The sequence below is a fragment of the Pseudomonas sp. MC6 genome (assembly GCF_054790575.1).
Genome location: NZ_CP186504.1, coordinates 2,021,633 through 2,037,766 on the forward strand (window position 1 = coordinate 2,021,633; position 16,134 = coordinate 2,037,766).

Annotated in this window: 16 protein-coding genes and 1 pseudogene; 4 read left to right on the top strand and 13 right to left on the bottom strand. The window is 55.9% G+C overall.

From position 1 onward, the window contains the following. The first annotated feature begins 8 nt into the window (after positions 1-8). Positions 9-524, top strand: a complete 516-nt coding sequence (locus tag ACOYXE_RS09080) for a PaaI family thioesterase (protein WP_405123907.1) — start codon at positions 9-11, stop codon at positions 522-524. 169 nt (positions 525-693) lie between these two features. Here the strand turns inward: ACOYXE_RS09080 and ACOYXE_RS09085 are convergent, their stop codons facing one another. Further along, positions 694-2,892: an OsmC domain/YcaO domain-containing protein gene (locus tag ACOYXE_RS09085; RefSeq protein WP_460928792.1), complete on the bottom strand. Its 2,199-nt coding sequence runs from the start codon at positions 2,890-2,892 to the stop codon at positions 694-696. A 221-nt stretch (positions 2,893-3,113) separates the two neighbouring features. Here ACOYXE_RS09085 and ACOYXE_RS09090 point away from each other — a divergent pair, with 221 nt between their 5' ends. Beyond that, entirely contained in the window at positions 3,114-5,726 is a 2,613-nt protein-coding gene (locus ACOYXE_RS09090; protein WP_460928794.1) for a bifunctional diguanylate cyclase/phosphodiesterase, read from the top strand. Between the two features lie 25 nt (positions 5,727-5,751). Here ACOYXE_RS09090 and ACOYXE_RS09095 read toward each other — a convergent pair whose 3' ends face one another. After that, positions 5,752-5,967: a hypothetical protein gene (locus ACOYXE_RS09095; protein ID WP_160057626.1), complete on the bottom strand. Its 216-nt coding sequence runs from the start codon at positions 5,965-5,967 to the stop codon at positions 5,752-5,754. Positions 5,968-6,205: 238 nt separating this feature from the next. Continuing rightward, positions 6,206-7,021, bottom strand: coding sequence for a polyphosphate kinase 2 (gene ppk2, locus ACOYXE_RS09100; RefSeq protein WP_160057625.1), 816 nt, complete (start codon positions 7,019-7,021; stop codon positions 6,206-6,208). A 190-nt stretch (positions 7,022-7,211) separates the two neighbouring features. Here ppk2 and ACOYXE_RS09105 point away from each other — a divergent pair, with 190 nt between their 5' ends. Next, positions 7,212-9,338: a TonB-dependent receptor family protein gene (locus tag ACOYXE_RS09105; RefSeq protein WP_460928797.1), complete on the top strand. Its 2,127-nt coding sequence runs from the start codon at positions 7,212-7,214 to the stop codon at positions 9,336-9,338. A 111-nt stretch (positions 9,339-9,449) separates the two neighbouring features. Here ACOYXE_RS09105 and ACOYXE_RS09110 read toward each other — a convergent pair. Further along, positions 9,450-10,105: pseudogene (locus ACOYXE_RS09110) on the bottom strand (O-methyltransferase). Positions 10,106-10,216: 111 nt separating this feature from the next. On the opposite strand from ACOYXE_RS09110, the gene ACOYXE_RS09115 reads away from it, so the two are divergent. Then, on the top strand, positions 10,217-10,894 hold the full coding sequence (locus ACOYXE_RS09115) for a TetR family transcriptional regulator (RefSeq protein WP_460928799.1): 678 nt from the start codon (positions 10,217-10,219) through the stop codon (positions 10,892-10,894). Here ACOYXE_RS09115 and msrA read toward each other — a convergent pair. The 9 genes from msrA to ACOYXE_RS09160 form a co-directional block, all read right to left on the bottom strand. Continuing rightward, the gene (gene msrA / locus ACOYXE_RS09120) at positions 10,857-11,363 is read right to left on the bottom strand and encodes a peptide-methionine (S)-S-oxide reductase MsrA (RefSeq protein ID WP_160057621.1); all 507 of its coding nucleotides are present in this window, start codon (positions 11,361-11,363) and stop codon (positions 10,857-10,859) included. The two genes, ACOYXE_RS09115 and msrA, sit on opposite strands and share 38 nt — an antisense overlap. Before the next feature lie 167 nt (positions 11,364-11,530). After that, entirely contained in the window at positions 11,531-11,926 is a 396-nt protein-coding gene (locus ACOYXE_RS09125) for a hypothetical protein (protein ID WP_460928801.1), read from the bottom strand. Between the two features lie 58 nt (positions 11,927-11,984). Continuing rightward, positions 11,985-12,248 carry a PAAR domain-containing protein gene (locus ACOYXE_RS09130; protein WP_077572604.1) on the bottom strand — a complete coding sequence of 88 codons (264 nt, stop codon included), beginning with the start codon at positions 12,246-12,248 and terminating at the stop codon, positions 11,985-11,987. A gap of 34 nt (positions 12,249-12,282) precedes the next feature. Further along, positions 12,283-12,711, bottom strand: coding sequence for an SMI1/KNR4 family protein (locus tag ACOYXE_RS09135; protein ID WP_460928804.1), 429 nt, complete (start codon positions 12,709-12,711; stop codon positions 12,283-12,285). A 135-nt stretch (positions 12,712-12,846) separates the two neighbouring features. Beyond that, positions 12,847-13,359 carry a DUF4265 domain-containing protein gene (locus ACOYXE_RS09140; protein WP_460928806.1) on the bottom strand — a complete coding sequence of 171 codons (513 nt, stop codon included), beginning with the start codon at positions 13,357-13,359 and terminating at the stop codon, positions 12,847-12,849. Positions 13,360-13,442: 83 nt separating this feature from the next. Further along, positions 13,443-14,171 (bottom strand): hypothetical protein, encoded by a 729-nt coding sequence (locus ACOYXE_RS09145; protein ID WP_160057616.1) that lies wholly within the window; start codon positions 14,169-14,171, stop codon positions 13,443-13,445. A 226-nt stretch (positions 14,172-14,397) separates the two neighbouring features. Then, positions 14,398-14,682 carry a hypothetical protein gene (locus ACOYXE_RS09150; protein ID WP_460928808.1) on the bottom strand — a complete coding sequence of 95 codons (285 nt, stop codon included), beginning with the start codon at positions 14,680-14,682 and terminating at the stop codon, positions 14,398-14,400. A gap of 172 nt (positions 14,683-14,854) precedes the next feature. Beyond that, a complete protein-coding gene (locus ACOYXE_RS09155) occupies positions 14,855-15,406 on the bottom strand; it encodes an Imm15 family immunity protein (RefSeq protein ID WP_460928810.1) in 552 nt (183 codons plus the stop codon). A 296-nt stretch (positions 15,407-15,702) separates the two neighbouring features. After that, the gene (locus tag ACOYXE_RS09160; RefSeq protein ID WP_102901682.1) at positions 15,703-16,131 is read right to left on the bottom strand and encodes an NTF2 fold immunity protein; all 429 of its coding nucleotides are present in this window, start codon (positions 16,129-16,131) and stop codon (positions 15,703-15,705) included. Positions 16,132-16,134: the final 3 nt, after the last annotated feature.

The window sequence follows — 16,134 nt, forward strand, 5'->3', positions numbered from 1 at the left end:
TAAAAACCATGTCCAGCCTCGTTACCCCTCTGCAAGACCTCGCCGCGCCAGAAGGCGTTTGCTACGGCTGCGGCGGCCGCAACCCCCACGGCCTGCACGTCAAAAGCCACTGGCATGAAGACGGCGAGCACGTGATCGCCGAACATCTGCCGGAGGCCAAGTACTGCGGCTGGCCAGATCTGGTCTACGGGGGCCTGATCGCGATGCTGGTCGACTGCCATTCCAACTGGACGGCGATGGCGTATCACTACCGCGCAGAAAACCGCGAACCCGGCAGCCTGCCGCGCATCGACTGCGTCACTGGCAACCTTGGCATCAAATTCATCAAGCCGACGCCGATGGGCGTGACGCTGGTTTTGCGGGCAAAGGTCGAGGGTGAAGTTGGGCGCAAGACGCGGGTTATCTGTGAGGTGTATGCCGGGGATGTGCTGACGGCAGTGGGTGATTCGGTGTTTGTGCGGGTCGATACCGGGCAACTGGCGGATTCGGCGCATGGGCGAAAAAGCAAAAGCCCCTCACCCTAACCCTCTCCCAGAGGGAGAGGGGACTGACCGAGTTGTTTGGTTGAAATACGCCGACTTGAGATATCGAGTCGAACTCGGGTTTTGAAAAGCTCACAGATCAGCTCCCTCTCCTAGGGGAGAGGGCTGGGGTGAGGGGTGAATCCACCGCCAAACTCAATGTGAAACAGCCTTAGCCCTGCTTCACATTCGCCCGCGCCGTGTGCAACTTCTTATAGCTCTCAATCAAGCGCAAATGCCGATCCAGCCCTTCCAGCTTCATGCTGGTCGGCGTCAGACCGTAGAAGCGCACACTGCCGTTGACCGAGCCAATCGCCGCATCCATCCGCTCATCGCCGAACATGCGACGGAAGTTGGCTTCGTAATCTTCCAGCTGCAGATCCTCGTCCAGTTCCATCTCCAGCACGACGTTGACCGCTTGATAGAACAAGCCGCGCTCAACGGTGTTGTCGTTGTATTGCAGGAAAGCTTCAACCAGATCCTTGGCCTGCTCGTACTTCTGCAGCGCGAGGCAGATCAGCAGGCGCAGTTCCAGAATGGTCAGCTTGCCCCACGGCGTGTTGTCGTCGAACTCGACGCCGATCAGCGTGGTGATTTCGGTGTAATCGTCCTGCTCGCTGTTTTCCAGGCCTTGGGCGAGGTTGCGCAGGCCGACCTTGCTGAGGTTGTGCAGGTTGAGGATGTCGGCACGGAATTGCAGGGCTTTGTTGGTGTTGTCCCAGATCAGGTCTTCGACCGGGTAGATCTCCGAGTAGTCCGGAACCAGGATGCGGCAAGCCTTGGCACCGATGTGCTCGTAGACTGCCATGTAGACTTCCTTGCCCATGTCTTCGAGGATGCCGAACAGCGTCGCGGCTTCTTCGGCGTTGGAGTTTTCGCCTTGGCCGGAAAAATCCCACTCGACGAATTCGAAGTCTGGCTTAGCGCTGAAGAAGCGCCACGACACCACACCGCTGGAGTCGATGAAGTGCTCGACGAAGTTGTTCGGTTCAGTGACGGCCTGACCGGAGAAGGTCGGCTGCGGCAAGTCGTTGAGGCCTTCGAAACTGCGGCCCTGCAACAGTTCGGTGAGGCTGCGTTCCAGCGCCACTTCCAGGCTCGGGTGCGCGCCGAACGAGGCGAACACGCCGCCGGTGCGCGGGTTCATCAGGGTCACGCACATCACCGGGAATTCACCGCCCAGCGAGGCGTCCTTGACCAGCACCGGGAAGCCCTGCTCTTCCAGACCTTTGATGCCGGCGAGGATGCTCGGGTATTTTTCCAGGACTTCCTGCGGCACGTCCGGCAGGGCCATTTCGCCTTCGAGGATTTCGCGCTTGACCGCGCGTTCGAAGATTTCCGACAGGCACTGCACCTGCGCTTCGGCGAGGGTGTTGCCGGCGCTCATGCCGTTGCTGAGGTAAAGGTTTTCAATCAGGTTGGACGGGAAGTACACCACTTCATTGTCGGACTGCCGCACAAACGGCAGCGAGCAGATGCCGCGCTGGGTGTTGCCGGAGTTGGTGTCGAACAGGTTCGAACCGCGCAACTCGCCATCACGGTTGTAAATCTTCCGGGTGTAGTCGTCGAGAATCTCGCTCGGCAACTCATCTTTCGGACCTGGTTTGAACCACTGTTCGTCCGGGTAGTGGACGAATTCGGCGTTGGCGATTTCTTCGCCCCAGAACTGGTCGTTGTAGAAGAAGTTGCAATTCAGGCGCTCAATGAATTCGCCCAGTGCCGAGGCCAGCGCGCCTTCTTTGGTCGCGCCCTTGCCGTTGGTGAAACACATTGGCGAATGCGCATCGCGGATATGCAGCGACCAGACGTTGGGCACAATATTGCGCCACGAAGCGATTTCGATCTTCATCCCCAGGTCGGCCAGAATCCCCGACATGTTGGCGATGGTCTGCTCCAGCGGCAGGTCCTTGCCGGCGATGAAGGTGCCTGCGTCCGAATCGGCCACCGGCATCAACAGCGCCTGAGCATCGGCGTCGAGATTCTCGACTTCCTCGATGATGAATTCCGGACCGGTCTGCACGACCTTCTTCACCGTGCAGCGATCGATGGAACGCAGGATGCCCAGGCGATCTTTCTCGGAGATGTCCGCCGGCAACTCGACCTGGATCTTGAAGATCTGGTTGTAGCGGTTTTCCGGGTCGACGATGTTGTTTTGCGACAGGCGAATGTTTTCAGTCGGAATGTTGCGGGTGTCGCAGTACAACTTCACAAAGTACGCCGCACACAACGCCGACGATGCCAGAAAGTAGTCGAACGGCCCCGGTGCCGAGCCATCGCCCTTGTAGCGGATGGGCTGATCGGCGATCACCGTGAAGTCGTCGAACTTGGCTTCAAGTCGAAGGTTGTCGAGAAAGTTGACCTTGATTTCCATGCGGGATTACCAGAATACGGCTAAACGAATGGCGGCCATTATCCGGTTTTTACGCGGGAAGTCTTGCCCTTTCGGGATTGGCCGCTGATCGGCGTCCTGCACTTGGGAAGACAAATCACGCGGGGTTCACTACGCTTTCAGAGCAGTCGCCGAGAACAATCTGAACATTGCGCCCGCGCCGTGGATCTAGATTCAGAAGACAGCGGATCAAGGACGAGCACATGGACCTTTCCAGCTATGCAGCCCCGCTTCCACCACGCCAGAGCGCCGTCACTCGCCGCCTGGCCTTCGCGGTCGGAGCGCTGTTCGTCAGTGGCGTGATTGCGGCGGCGGTCGCTTTGCTGGGTATCGCCGAGCGCCTGGACAGCGAAGAGGTCACCAAAACCCGCTTTTACTCGGCTCGCGCGCTGGAAAACCGCATCACGGCCTCGAAAAACTACATCACCAGCTACGCCTACTGGACCACCGCCTACGAGCATTTGAGCGGTCAGGTCGACACCGATTGGGCCTACACCGAGCAGAACCTCGGCAAAACCCTGTTCACCAGTGACGGCTATGACGGCGTGTTCGTGCTGAACCGCGAAGGCACCCGTTACGCGGTGGTGCGCGGGCAAATGGTCGATGCCGAGCTGTCCGCGTTCGTTCAGGTCAGCGCCACGGAGTTACTCGATCAAGTGTTGGGCCAAGGTGATCTGACCAAACCGGTCAGCCGCTATTCACTGTTCGAAGGCTGGCCGGCGCTGGTGTCGGCGGCGACGATCATTCCCAACGATGAACGACCACTCGGCGATCCGCAGACTTCTTCGGTGCTGGTCTTCGTCGACAAACTCACGCCGACCAAATTGCGTCTGATTGGCAGCGGTTACGGCTTGAACAACCTGACTCTGGCGCCGGACGAGACGATCGACCCGCAGCGCCCTCGGGTGCCGCTGGACAGCACCGGTTACAGTCTGGTCGCTGATCTGGAGCGACCCGGGCAACATTTATTGTGGTCCTTGCTGCCGCCACTCGGCGCGACGATTGTGGTGCTGATGCTGCTGACCGCGTACTTCTTCCGTCACGCCTTGCGTTCATCGCAGTACGTCGACCAGAGTTTCGCCGTCATGCAAACCTCCAATCAGGCGCTGGAAAACGCCAACCGTGAGCTCGAAGCGAGCGAAGAACGCTTTCGCGCGGTGGCCGAAGCCGCGTCGGACTGGATCTGGGAGGTCGATCGCGCCCTGGCGCTGACGTATCTGTCGGCGCGCTTCAGCGAAGTGACCGGTTACCCGCAAACCCTGTGGCTGGGGCAAGACATCGGCCACCTGTTGAATTGCGACACCACGCCACTGGAACTGTGGCTGAGAAACCTCACCGAGGAGAACAGCGCCAGTGACTTGCGTTGCACCTACCGTGACCACTCCGGCCAGCAGCGCCACTGCCGGCTGTCCGCGCGGCCGATCTTCGACAAGCACACGGTCATCGGCTATCGCGGCACCGCCAGCGACATCACCGACGAAGTCGCCGCTCATGCGCAGATTCAGCATCTGTCGATGCACGACGCCCTCACCGGCCTGCCCAACCGCAACAAGCTTGCGCGTTATCTGGATGAAGCGCTGCTGCTCAAGGAACACGCGCCACCGCTGTCGCTGCTGATGATCGACCTCGACAACTTCAAACCGATCAACGATTCGCTCGGCCACCCGGCCGGTGACGCCGTGCTGCAGGAAGTCGCCGTGCGCCTGCGTGAGTGCACCCGCGAACACGACATCGTCGCGCGTCTGGGCGGCGACGAATTCATCGTGGTGCTTAACGGTATGGACAGTCCGCACGAAATCGACAAATTCTGCACCCGCCTGATCGGCAGCCTGCATCAACCGGTGGTCTTCGAACAACATCCGCTGCACATCGGCGCCAGCATCGGCATCGCACTCAGCCGGCGCCACGGGTATGTGCCCAGCGATTTGATCCGTTACGCCGACATCGCCCTCTATCAGGCCAAATCCGAAGGCAAGAACACCTGGTGCTATTTCGAAGCGCACATGAGCGATCAGATCCAGACCCGCCGGCAAATGGAAGACGACCTGCGCCACGCGCTCAAGCACAACGAGTTCATCCTGCACTATCAGCCGCGCTACAAGGTCGATGGCAAACACATTGTTTCGGTCGAGGCGCTGGTGCGCTGGCAGCATCCGACCAAGGGATTGCTTGGCCCGGACTTGTTCATCCCGTTGGCGGAGCAGACCGACCTGATCGTCCCGCTCGGCCGCTGGGTGCTTCGCGAGGCCTGCGAAACCGCGCTGGGCTGGCCGGAAGACATCCTGCTGTCGGTAAATCTGTCGCCCGCGCAGTTTGCCGTCAGCGATGTGGTCGAGGATGTTCGCGAAGTGCTGGTGCAAACCCGCTTCCCAGCCAGTCGCCTGGAACTGGAGATCACCGAGAACGTGATGCTCAACGACACCGACGGCGCCCTGACCACCATGAATGCCCTGAAAGAACTCGGCGTGCGCCTGAACATGGACGACTTCGGCACCGGCTACTCGTCCCTCGGTTACCTGCGCGCTTATCCTTTTGACGGGATCAAGATCGACAAGCGCTTCATCGCCTCGATCAGCAGCGGCACCAATGATCGCGCGGTGGTGCAGGCGATCATCGGCCTGGGCAAAGCCATGGGCCTGACCGTGACGGCCGAAGGGGTCGAGACCGAAGAGCAACTGGATATTCTCGGGGTCGATCAATGCAATGAGGTGCAGGGTTACTTCATGAGTCGGCCGATCGACAAAGTGGCGTTTGCGCGGCTTTTGCGCGACTCCAGAGGCGCGCAACAGAAGCTGAAGAAAGGCCGGGTGATCTGAGCGTTTTGAGATCTCCGCGCACTGATTAGCTGTGTGTTCGTCCCGGGTCACCGGTAAACACATTGCCCGCATCGCGCACCAACTGCCGCCACTCGGCGCTGGTGATCAGCCCCTGTTCCTCCATTTCATCGGCGGCCTTGAGCAGTTCGTCGTACTGTTGTTCCGGGTCCAGACGCATCTGCGCTTGCGTCGCCAGTTTGCGCCATGCCGCCAGTTTTTCTCGTTTACGCTGATCGAACATCGGGGATGATCTCGTGGGGGACGTCCTCCATAGAAAGACATGAGCCCCCAGTGGTTCAGCGTAATCGACGGATGGACTGCTCACTTCAAAGGGGTAGTACTTGTCAGCAATGCAGGAAACTCCACCAAACCCTGTGGGAGCGAGCCTGCTCGCGAAAGCGGATTGTCTGCCCCGAAAATATTGGCTGACCCACCGCCATCGCTTGCAGGCAAGCTCCCACAGAGATCGGGGTGGTTTGTCAGAACTTCCCGGCCACGCGCCGGTACGGATAATCCGGATCGCGGTACTTGCCCGGCTTCTGCCGTTTGGGTAATTCGACCTTGTCGCGCTTCACATCCTCATACGGAATACGACTGAGCACATCGGTGATGATGTTCAGCCGTGCGCGGCGCTTGTCGTTGGAGTCGGCCACCAGCCACGGCGCGTGTTCGGTATCGGAGTGTTTGAACATTTCGTCCCGCGCCCGTGAGTAGTCGTACCAGCGGCTGTAGGACTTAAGGTCCATGGGTGTCAGTTTCCAGGTCTTGCGCCCGTCGTTGATGCGCGCTTCAAGTCGACGGGTCTGCTCTTCGGGGCTGACTTCCAGCCAGTACTTGAGCAGGATCACCCCGGACTGAACGATGGCGTGTTCGACCAAGGGAATCGATTTGAGGAATTTGTCCGCCTGCTCGTCGGTGCAGAAGCCCATCACCCGCTCGACACCGGCGCGGTTGTACCAACTGCGATCGAAGATCACCACTTCACCGGCCGCCGGTAGATAAGGCAGATAACGCTGCACATGCATCTGGCTTTTCTCGCGATCGGTCGGCGCCGGCAGCGCCACCACGCGAAAGACACGCGGGCTGACGCGCTCGGTCAATGCCTTGATGGTCCCGCCCTTGCCAGCGCCGTCGCGGCCTTCGAAAACGATGCAGACCTTGACGCCCTTGGCGATCACCCATTCCTGCAACTTGACCAGTTCGACGTGCAGTTTGCGCAAATGCTCGAGGTATTCCTTGTTTTTCAGCTTCAGACTTTCAGGCGCCGTGGCGGCCTTCTTTTTGCCTTTTGCCATGACCTTGGCCTCTCTCCAATAAATGCAGAAACAGAGTGTTGATTGACGGGACAAACCAGACACGTGAGGTTAGTTCATGACGTGCCGTTTGCCATGACCGGGCAAAAAGCAAAATTGCCATGTGTTTCCTTCGTTCTTTCTTGCGTCGCACTGTTCATTGCCCTGCCCTTGTCTGCCTGGAGTTTTCTCGATGCCCGCGTCCAAATCCCTGCCCACCGCCCTGCTCGGCCTGGCCCTCGCCTGCCCGGCGATGGCCGAGACTCAAGGTCTGGAACTGGGGCAAGTGCTGATTTCGGCCGAGGATCGCAACGGCAGTGATGTCTCTGTTGAGGAGGCCAAGGCCCGCCTCGATCAGGTGCCCGGCGGCACTAGCGTGGTCGACATGCGCCAGCCATTGCAGGGCCGCGTGGCGAGCAATCAGGATGTGCTGGCGTATCAACCTGGGGTTTATGCGCAGTCGGCGGGCAACGAAGGCGTGAAAATCTCGGTCCGTGGCTCGGGCATCAACCGCGCGCCGGGCGCCCATGCGTCGGGGCTGTACACCCTGCTCGACGGTCTGCCGCTGACCGGCCCGGGCGGTACGCCATATGAATTGCTCGAGCCGCTGTGGGTCGATCACGTTGAAGTGCTGCGCGGCGCCAACGGCTTCGATCGCGGCTCGCTGGCGCTGGGTGGCGCCATCGATTACGTCAGCCACACCGGTTACAACGCACCGAAACTTCAGGTGCGTTATGCCACCGGCAGCCACGGCTATCAGCAGCGTCAGGTCAGTTCCGGGCAGGTGCTCGGCGACTTCGATTACTACGTGTCGCTCACCGATTCCAACGCCGACGGCTATCAGGATCACACCGCCAGCGAAAGCAAAGGTGTGATCGCCAATTTCGGCTATCGCTTCAACCCGAACCTGGAAACGCGCTTCTATATTCGTTACCGCGAGACCGACAACGACCTCGCCGGCCGCGTGACCAAGCACTCCATCGAACACTCGCCACGGGCGGCCAATCCGTCCTATGTGGCTCGCGATGACAGTCGCAAGCAGCCGGGCAGCACCTTCATCGGCAACAAGACTACTTATTACATCGACGACGATTCGAGCATCCAGACCGGCCTCGTTTACCACGACTACCCGATGGACCTGCGCGAGGGCCCGAACCGCTTGAAGGTCGCCTATACCGACGTCAGCGGCACCTTCGACTACAAACGCCGCGACACGATTTTCGGCATGGAAAGCCACAGCAACGTCGGCCTGCGCATCACCAAACACCTGCCCAACGATGGCGCCAGCGAGTTCGTGCGCATTCCTTCTGGCAACACCGCCAGCTACGTGCCCGGCACGCGCATGCGCAACTTCACCTATCAGGGTTCGGACACCGTTCTGCACTTGGGCAACGACCTGGAAATCGCCGACGACCTGTGGCTGACTACGGGTCTCGCCGCCATCTACACCCGCCGCGAAAGTGCTGTGACCTACCCGCAGAGCGGCGGCAAAACCAGCATGAACGACTGGGATTACGCGCCGCGCCTCGGCCTGCGTTACCAGATCACCCCGGACCTGCAAGTGTTCGGCAACCTCAGCCGCTCGGTTGAAGCGCCGCACCCGTGGTCGCTGATCTACAGCTCCAACGTGCGCTTTCCGGCTGGCAATGGCGCCGCGAGCGGTACACAGAAAGACCCGATCAAACTGCAGAACCAGACCGCGACCACGCTGGAGCTGGGCGGTCGTGGCGACAGCGTCGTCGGTGAATGGAGTCTGGCGTGGTACTACGCGCAGGTGCGGCATGAACTGCTGTCGGTGTTGCCGGATGCCAATGCCGTCACGCCGTATGAACTTAACGCCAGCCCGACCGTGCACCAAGGCGTGGAAGCCAGCCTCAACAGCAAACTCTGGTCGGCTGATGATGGCCGTCAGTTGAGTTTGCGTCAGGCGTATACCTTCAGTGATTTCCACTATCGCGATGATGATCGCTTCGGCGACAACCGCCTGCCCGGTCTGCCGATGCACTATTACCAAGGCGAAGTGCGTTACGACTGGCCGCAGGGGTTCTTTGCGGCAGTGAATACGCAACTGGTGTCTAAAGTGGCGGTGGATTACGCCAACAGTTATTACGCCGATCCTTACGCACTGTTTGGCGCGACGCTGGGTTACAACGCGCCGAAAGGTGACTGGCAGACGTGGGTGGATATGCGCAACCTGACCAACAAACACTACGCGGCAACGGTCACGCCGGGGTATGACGACAAAGGGCTGGATGCGGCGCGGTCTACTCCGGGTGAAGGGATGGGGGTTTATGTCGGGGTGTCGTGGAGCCTGCTCTGACACCTAACCCTGTGGGAGCCAGCCTGCTGGGGAAGGCGGCGTGTCTGTTGCGAAGAAGCTAACTGACCGATCGCTATCGCTTGCAGGCAAGCTCCCACAGTGACCAGTGTTTCACCCCACTCGCATCGACAGCTCAATATCATCCGCAAACGGCACAGACAGATAACCGCTCTGCGGCGCGCGCACGTAAGTCAGATACTCAGGGCAATAGTCGGTGTTGTCCGCCACCACCAACGCGCCCGGCTTCAGGTGTTTTTCGACCAGACTCAACACGTCGCCATACAACGCCTTCGCGCCATCAAGCAGGAGCAGATCGACCGAGTCCGGCAGATCCGTCGCCAGCGTCACCAGTGCATCGCCTTGACGAATCTCCACCAGATCGCTGACACCGCCTTCAACAAGTGATGCCGCGCCAATTCGATCTTCGAAGGCTCGAACTCACTGCCGATCAGCACACCGCCACCGTTATCGCGCAACGCGGCCGCCAGGTGCAGCGTCGAAAGGCCGAATGAGGTGCCGAACTCGACAATGGCTTTGGCTTGGGTGTTGCGCGCCAGCATGTACAACAGTTTGCCGGTATCGCGGGAGACCGGCAGCCACAGGTCTTTGAGCATTTCATAGAGTTTCAGGTATTCGGTTTTGCTGTGCATCAGGCGTTCGCGTTCTTCGCCAGACACTGTTTGCAGCACCGGGCTGGTGGCAGCGCTGGCTTGGGTGTAGAGGCGTTCGATCAGGCTCGCCAAGGGTTCAGTGGTCAGGGTGGTCATGATTGCTTTCCGTTAGTTGGGGATTAAAATGCGAGTGATTCGTCGCATTTAAATAATGCGAGCGATTCGCTTCTTGCGCTATTCGCATTCCCACGGACGCCCGAGCTGCCCATGACCAACCGCAAGACTGCCCTTATTTCCTCACGCAAACAGCCGCAGCAGGCTCGCTCCAGCGAACTGGTGGCGGCGATTCTGCAAGCGGCTATTCAGGTTTTGAGCGAGCATGGGGCCAGCCGTTTCACCACCGCACGGGTGGCAGAAAAGGCCGGTGTGAGCATCGGCTCGCTGTATCAGTACTTCCCCAACAAGGCCGCAATCCTGTTCCGATTGCAGAGCGATGAATGGCTGCACACCACGCAGATGCTGCAGCGGATTCTGCAAGACTTTGAGCAGCCGCCACTCACTCGCCTGCGCACCCTGGTGCAGGCATTCATTCGTTCAGAGTGCGACGAAGCGCAGATGCGCGGCGCACTGAACGACGCCGCCCCGCTCTACCGCAACGCCCCCGAGGCCCACGAAGTGCGCGCGGCCGGGCGGCGGATTTTCGCCACGTTCATGGACGAATTGCTGCCTGAGGTCGGTGAACAAATCCGCACGTCGGCGTGCGATTTGATCCTGACCACGCTCAGTTCGGTGGGGAAAGACTTTTCCAGCAGCCCCCGTACAGAGGAAGAAATCTCGGTATGCGCCGACGGGCTGGCGGATATGTTCAGTGCTTACGTGCTGGCGCTGAATGAGCAGCGTGCACCGCTCACGCGCGCTTCGGCAGCTTCCAGTTCGGGCGAATGAAATGGCAGGTGTAGCCATTCGGAATACGCTCAAGGTAATCCTGATGCTCCGGCTCTGCTTCCCAGAACGGCCCCGCCGGTTCGATTTCGGTCACCACGCGGCCCGGCCATAGTTTTGACGCATCAACATCGGCAGCGGTGTCCTCGGCGATATCACGTTGCGCTTCGCTGAGATAATAAATCGCCGAGCGATAGCTGCGACCGAGGTCATTGCCCTGACGGTTTGACGTGCTCGGGTCGTGGATCTGGAAGAAAAACTCAAGGATCTGTCGGTAGCTGATCACGGCAGGATCGAAGGTGATTTCGATGGCTTCGGCGTGGTCGCCATGGTTGCGATAGGTGGCATTCGGCACGTCGCCGCCGGTGTAACCGACGCGAGTCTGCAACACGCCGGGATAGCGCCGCAGCAGATCCTGCATGCCCCAGAAGCAGCCACCGGCGAGGATGGCGGTTTCGGTTTGAGTGGTCATGGCGTGTCGTTCCTCTTCGGGGTGTTGGGTATAGCGATGGTTATGAGGGCGGGTTGGCGGATTCCAAGGGGCTGAGCCAATACAACTCCATCAAGCACCTGCAGCGGAATAAAAAACGCTCGCAATCAGCGAGCGTTTTTCGAGCCGGGCCACAAGGTCGGACTCACTTACAAACCTACTTGCCTCAAGCCATTACGCATGCCTTGATCCGCCTGTTCGCACCACTGCTTGAGACTGAGCGTCGGCGGCAGGTTACCCTCGAGCTTTTGGTATTCACCGTTCATAAACATCTCACCCTTGCGTCCCTGAGCTTCGATTTTGTCGCCGTCACTTTTGTCCACTGGCCCAGGCATGCCCTTAATAAAGTCGCTCATCTTCTTGGCGTTCTCAGTACTGTCAGCTTTCAAGAATCCCTTGTCGACGCAGTGGTTGATCAAACCAACCGAGTTGCGCCCCATGTCATAGGCATTTTTCAGCGCTGCAGGATCCATCTCTTCCGCATGGGCGAAACTGGCGGTGCCCAGGGCTGCGGTCATGGCGAAGATCAAAGCGGTGTATTTCATGTTTAGTCCTTTAAGGTTTACAGCGGGGGTATTGATTGAATCCAGAATGATTGAGTACCTAGCTGATCACGGCGCCTTTCGGCCCGCTCGCAATCAGCGCAGCGCCGCAGGCGGTTTTCATGCCGTCGAGGGCGATGGGCGTGCCATCGACGGTGTAGGTGCTGCTGCCCTCGGCGATCGGAAAAATCCCCTTGCACAACGGGCAACTGACCTTGTGACCAACCCCGGCAATCGGTTTGCCGTTGAGGTCGGTCTGAGAGAAGGCTTCGAGCACCTTGCCACCGTGGGTGGTGGAGTCGCCCAGGCGAATCGCGTCTTTCATGTTGTCACTCCTTTGACTTGTGGTCCGGAAACAATCAGCCCGGCCGTCCCGGCATTGCAAGAAACGCTGCAAAACTTTCCGCTACCTGATCAATCTCACCCGTTTCATGGGACCACAACACAACGACAGGCTCTCCGGTTTGCCCATTTACCGCATAGTTGAAGCAGTAATAGTCGCCTGTGCCAAACTCGGCGAACGGTAGAAGTGCCGAGAAATCGGTGGAGGTATCGGAAAAATTCTCCAACCACTCCTGCCAGTCTTTTTTAAAGTGGTGAACGATCGACTCCCACGTCTTCCGTGGGTCACGAGCGTCACGCACAGGAAATATCGTTAACGCCCCCAAGGACTTTCCGTTATTTGCCAAAAGCCAATCCGAAACGGATTTTGGCAGTGTTCGGCCGAGTTCCTTTTCTGCCGCTTGAATAGCGTCTGTCGATGTACCGATTACACGTGTCTTGGACATAAATTCTCCGTTACGGCAGCGCCCCTCGTTTAGGCAGACTTAACTTACCCGTTCCAGGAGTATTAATAGGGACAGACTACGATTAATAAACTCCAGCTCACGGCCTGTCTCCATGCCCCCTTAGGGCTTACTCAATCAATGAGCTAGTAGTGGCAAAGAAGCCAATGACAGGCACTCACCCAGACGAGATGATTTAATATGTGAGTGCTGCAGACAAGCATCCTCATATGCAATATTTTCCCCATCAGCAATATCAGACAAATATCTGTCGATCGCGAAAAAATCACAATCCGAGGGGATATCCACTGCAAACAGCGACATTTCCTGACTAACTGAGCACGAGGCACCCAACTGATGAAGATGAGCGATTATTTTACTTCTCTCTTCAGTATCACTGGCAAAGGCAAAAACTCTGACAGTCGAATGGCCACCCTGTTTTGCGACACGCACAGCTATCATCTCATCGCCACTGGACTTTACCTGCACGGAATCTCCCTTACTCACGCCATAAACGTAATAGGGAGTATTGTCTAAGATATGGGTACCATCACCGGCATAGATGCCCCAAATAGACTCAGCGGATACAGGAGGATAACCATCCTCGCCAGGCGTTAACTCAAAGACAATCTTGTGAAAAATTTCGTTCATGTCCATACACTCCGGGTGAGGAGCCGCAGGCAGACTGTGCTTGACTAACAGTCAAAAAACTTGATCTGCCCGTTAAAAACTCTTCATTCGTAAAACTGTTTCATAGTAGGCCTGACCAGCTCTACGTAACCCTTATCGATTTTTTCCATTTCCAAGAAAGCTTCATCTTCAATGGCCTTAATCAGAGTCATAAAGTGTTTTCTTGACAATCTTTCACTCCAGACATTCAGATAACTTAAAGAAAGCGGCGAGTTGTAAAGATCGTTAAATATCGCACAGATCGCGTCAGGAACGTCTTTCATAATATTTTTTATGTATTTGTCCCACTCGGATGATGAATACTCCCATCGCTCATGAATTTCTTCCCAAGCAAGATCTGTTTCTGTGTCTAAAGGCACTTCCATAAGCTGAGCCTGAATGACTGCCTCGATTAATTCGTCAGAAATTTCAATCTGGAAGTCATCGGTATTCAACCAATATGTTCTGGCAGACACACTCTTTATAAGTTGAATAGAATTGGCGCTCTGGCTTAGTGCTCGCTGGCTAGCAATTGAGTCAAGCTCAGCAAATCTTCCAGAAATTGAATCGCTAAGCTTTGAGAGCTTTTGGACAAAATCGTTTTTTGTCTTATTTATTCTTTCCTCTCTAAAATCTGCATCGTAGTAATAGTCAGCATCTCCATTCATTAACTCCAGAGTCGCCGCTCTGGCGATATTTTTTATACCATCAAGATTATCAGCAAAACGGTCCCCTAAGAGCTTTGCTGAAAAGCAGTCGGTGCTCGCAATAAAAATAATATGATCAAAATTCATTTATCGGCCCGCTGGAGCTATGGGATCTTTGTAAGATTGGCGCATGCCGTACAGCCTGAACAACAGGAAAAGTGCACGTTCACAGACGTAGCGAACGGTGCGACCTGGTTCTCCGTCGCTTTGTGTCGGGCGGCGTTCATAGGTAAGCTTGTCGCCGTCCCAGCGCAACCGGCAAGTTTCGCCTCATATTGCTACTACGCTGTTCCCTGCCTAGCGATCTTTAAATTCATTTAAATTCAAAATACTCAATCATCATTCTCATTGGCATCGTCATATCCACTTTCAAGAATCCCAGCACCTCAAAAAACCATGAAAGATTATCTCCCATTACAGAAACATCATCTTCATCATTTGACAGCAGGCAGATAGCTAGCCGCGCCAGTAATACGTCCCTGTCTTGAAAGCCTCGTATTGCGCCTTTCTCATCGATTTTTGCCCACCAAACCGCAGCCTCAGCCTTACAGGTTTCAATGGGTATCCTGCCATCCACATAGCCCTTAGCAAGACGCAAAGGATCATTCTCGCAATCAGAGAGTTTGATATCCTATGCATCCACAGCTTTTACCAAAAATCCGATCTACTGCTTAAGCGCGACGGAATTATCTGCTGGACGAATAACCGAGCCGACGTTACATCTCTTAAAATCAATTGAATTCATCCCAGTTTTATTCACCCATAGCGCTTTAAGGTATAAGACTTCGGAAGCTCGACTTGCCAACCCTATTATCCACCTCTTTGGGTACGGCAAAGACCCTAACAATTTCCTCATCACATGCGGGGTCATAAAATCTACTTTCATAAAAATCGAAGATAGCTTCGCCACCTATTTTATGAAATTTATTTATCACCTCTTTCACTTCTTTCGACACGGTTATTGCGCTTTTTTCTTTTATCTTATCGATAAATCCAACTGAAGCCGCCCCGGGACAAACAAAAATATTGGGGACAATAACCTCCCGCTCATCTATTCCATAAAAATCCGTAAAAGTGATGGCATAGAAACTACACTTATCCGTTTCGCGCATTATCTTTATCAGATTCATCAAAAAGATAGCCCCCCCCGCCAGCACTTCCGAAACCTTATCGTTGCTCATCTCTTTTTTTAGAAAATCCAACCGCTTGTATCTAGACACAAGCGGTATCTCTTCGAAGCTCTCGTAACTTTCAAAGAATACACCCATATCTTTATAGGGTTCTTTGCTTATAATTTTTCTATAAATTTCAGCCAGCATCATTTAAAGATTGCTCATCCGGGATAGTTCAACCACTCCAAGTCTGATCAAAGTCTTCGATAGGCGCCCGGTCGCTATGACGTATTGATACCGAGTCAGGGTGGCCATTCATTACCGTGCTAGACATTGAACTTTTGGTAATATCTCTCAAAGATTCAAAAAACCCGGTCTATCCACGAACAATTCAAGCTTTCGAATAAGGCAAACCACGCTTAAAAAACCTTCAGAAACGTGGTCTGTCCCAGAGCAGTTTTCATCAACTCGTGCACAGGTGATTTTCTTCAGAGACCGGTTTAGGGCTAAATCGCATGACGACGCTCCCATTTCTCACTGCTAGCGCGCCAAACGCTAACCCCATCAATTTTTGGTTCATCACGCTCTACGATCACGGTGTATCGATAACGTTGTTTCAGCCCTTTTTTTCTGACTGCCTGAATATTCGTTTCCTTATCTAGCTGTTCTTCGGTATCAGTCAAAATGGTCTGTTCATACTCCGGAGGCTGTCCAGTACCTAATGTATCGAGCCTTGCTGATCCAAGGGCAATTGAAGCTTTCACACTCAGATTTTCAGAGAATATCGCTTCCAACCTTGATTTTGCCGCTTCATTCGCCTTAGTCCGATACCCCGAATCCGTCTTATATGCGTCGCATCGCTTCTCGGCATGAAATCCCACCTCCCACTCATGCATCTGCGAAAGAAAATTTTGTAATCGCTCACTAGGTGACATAAA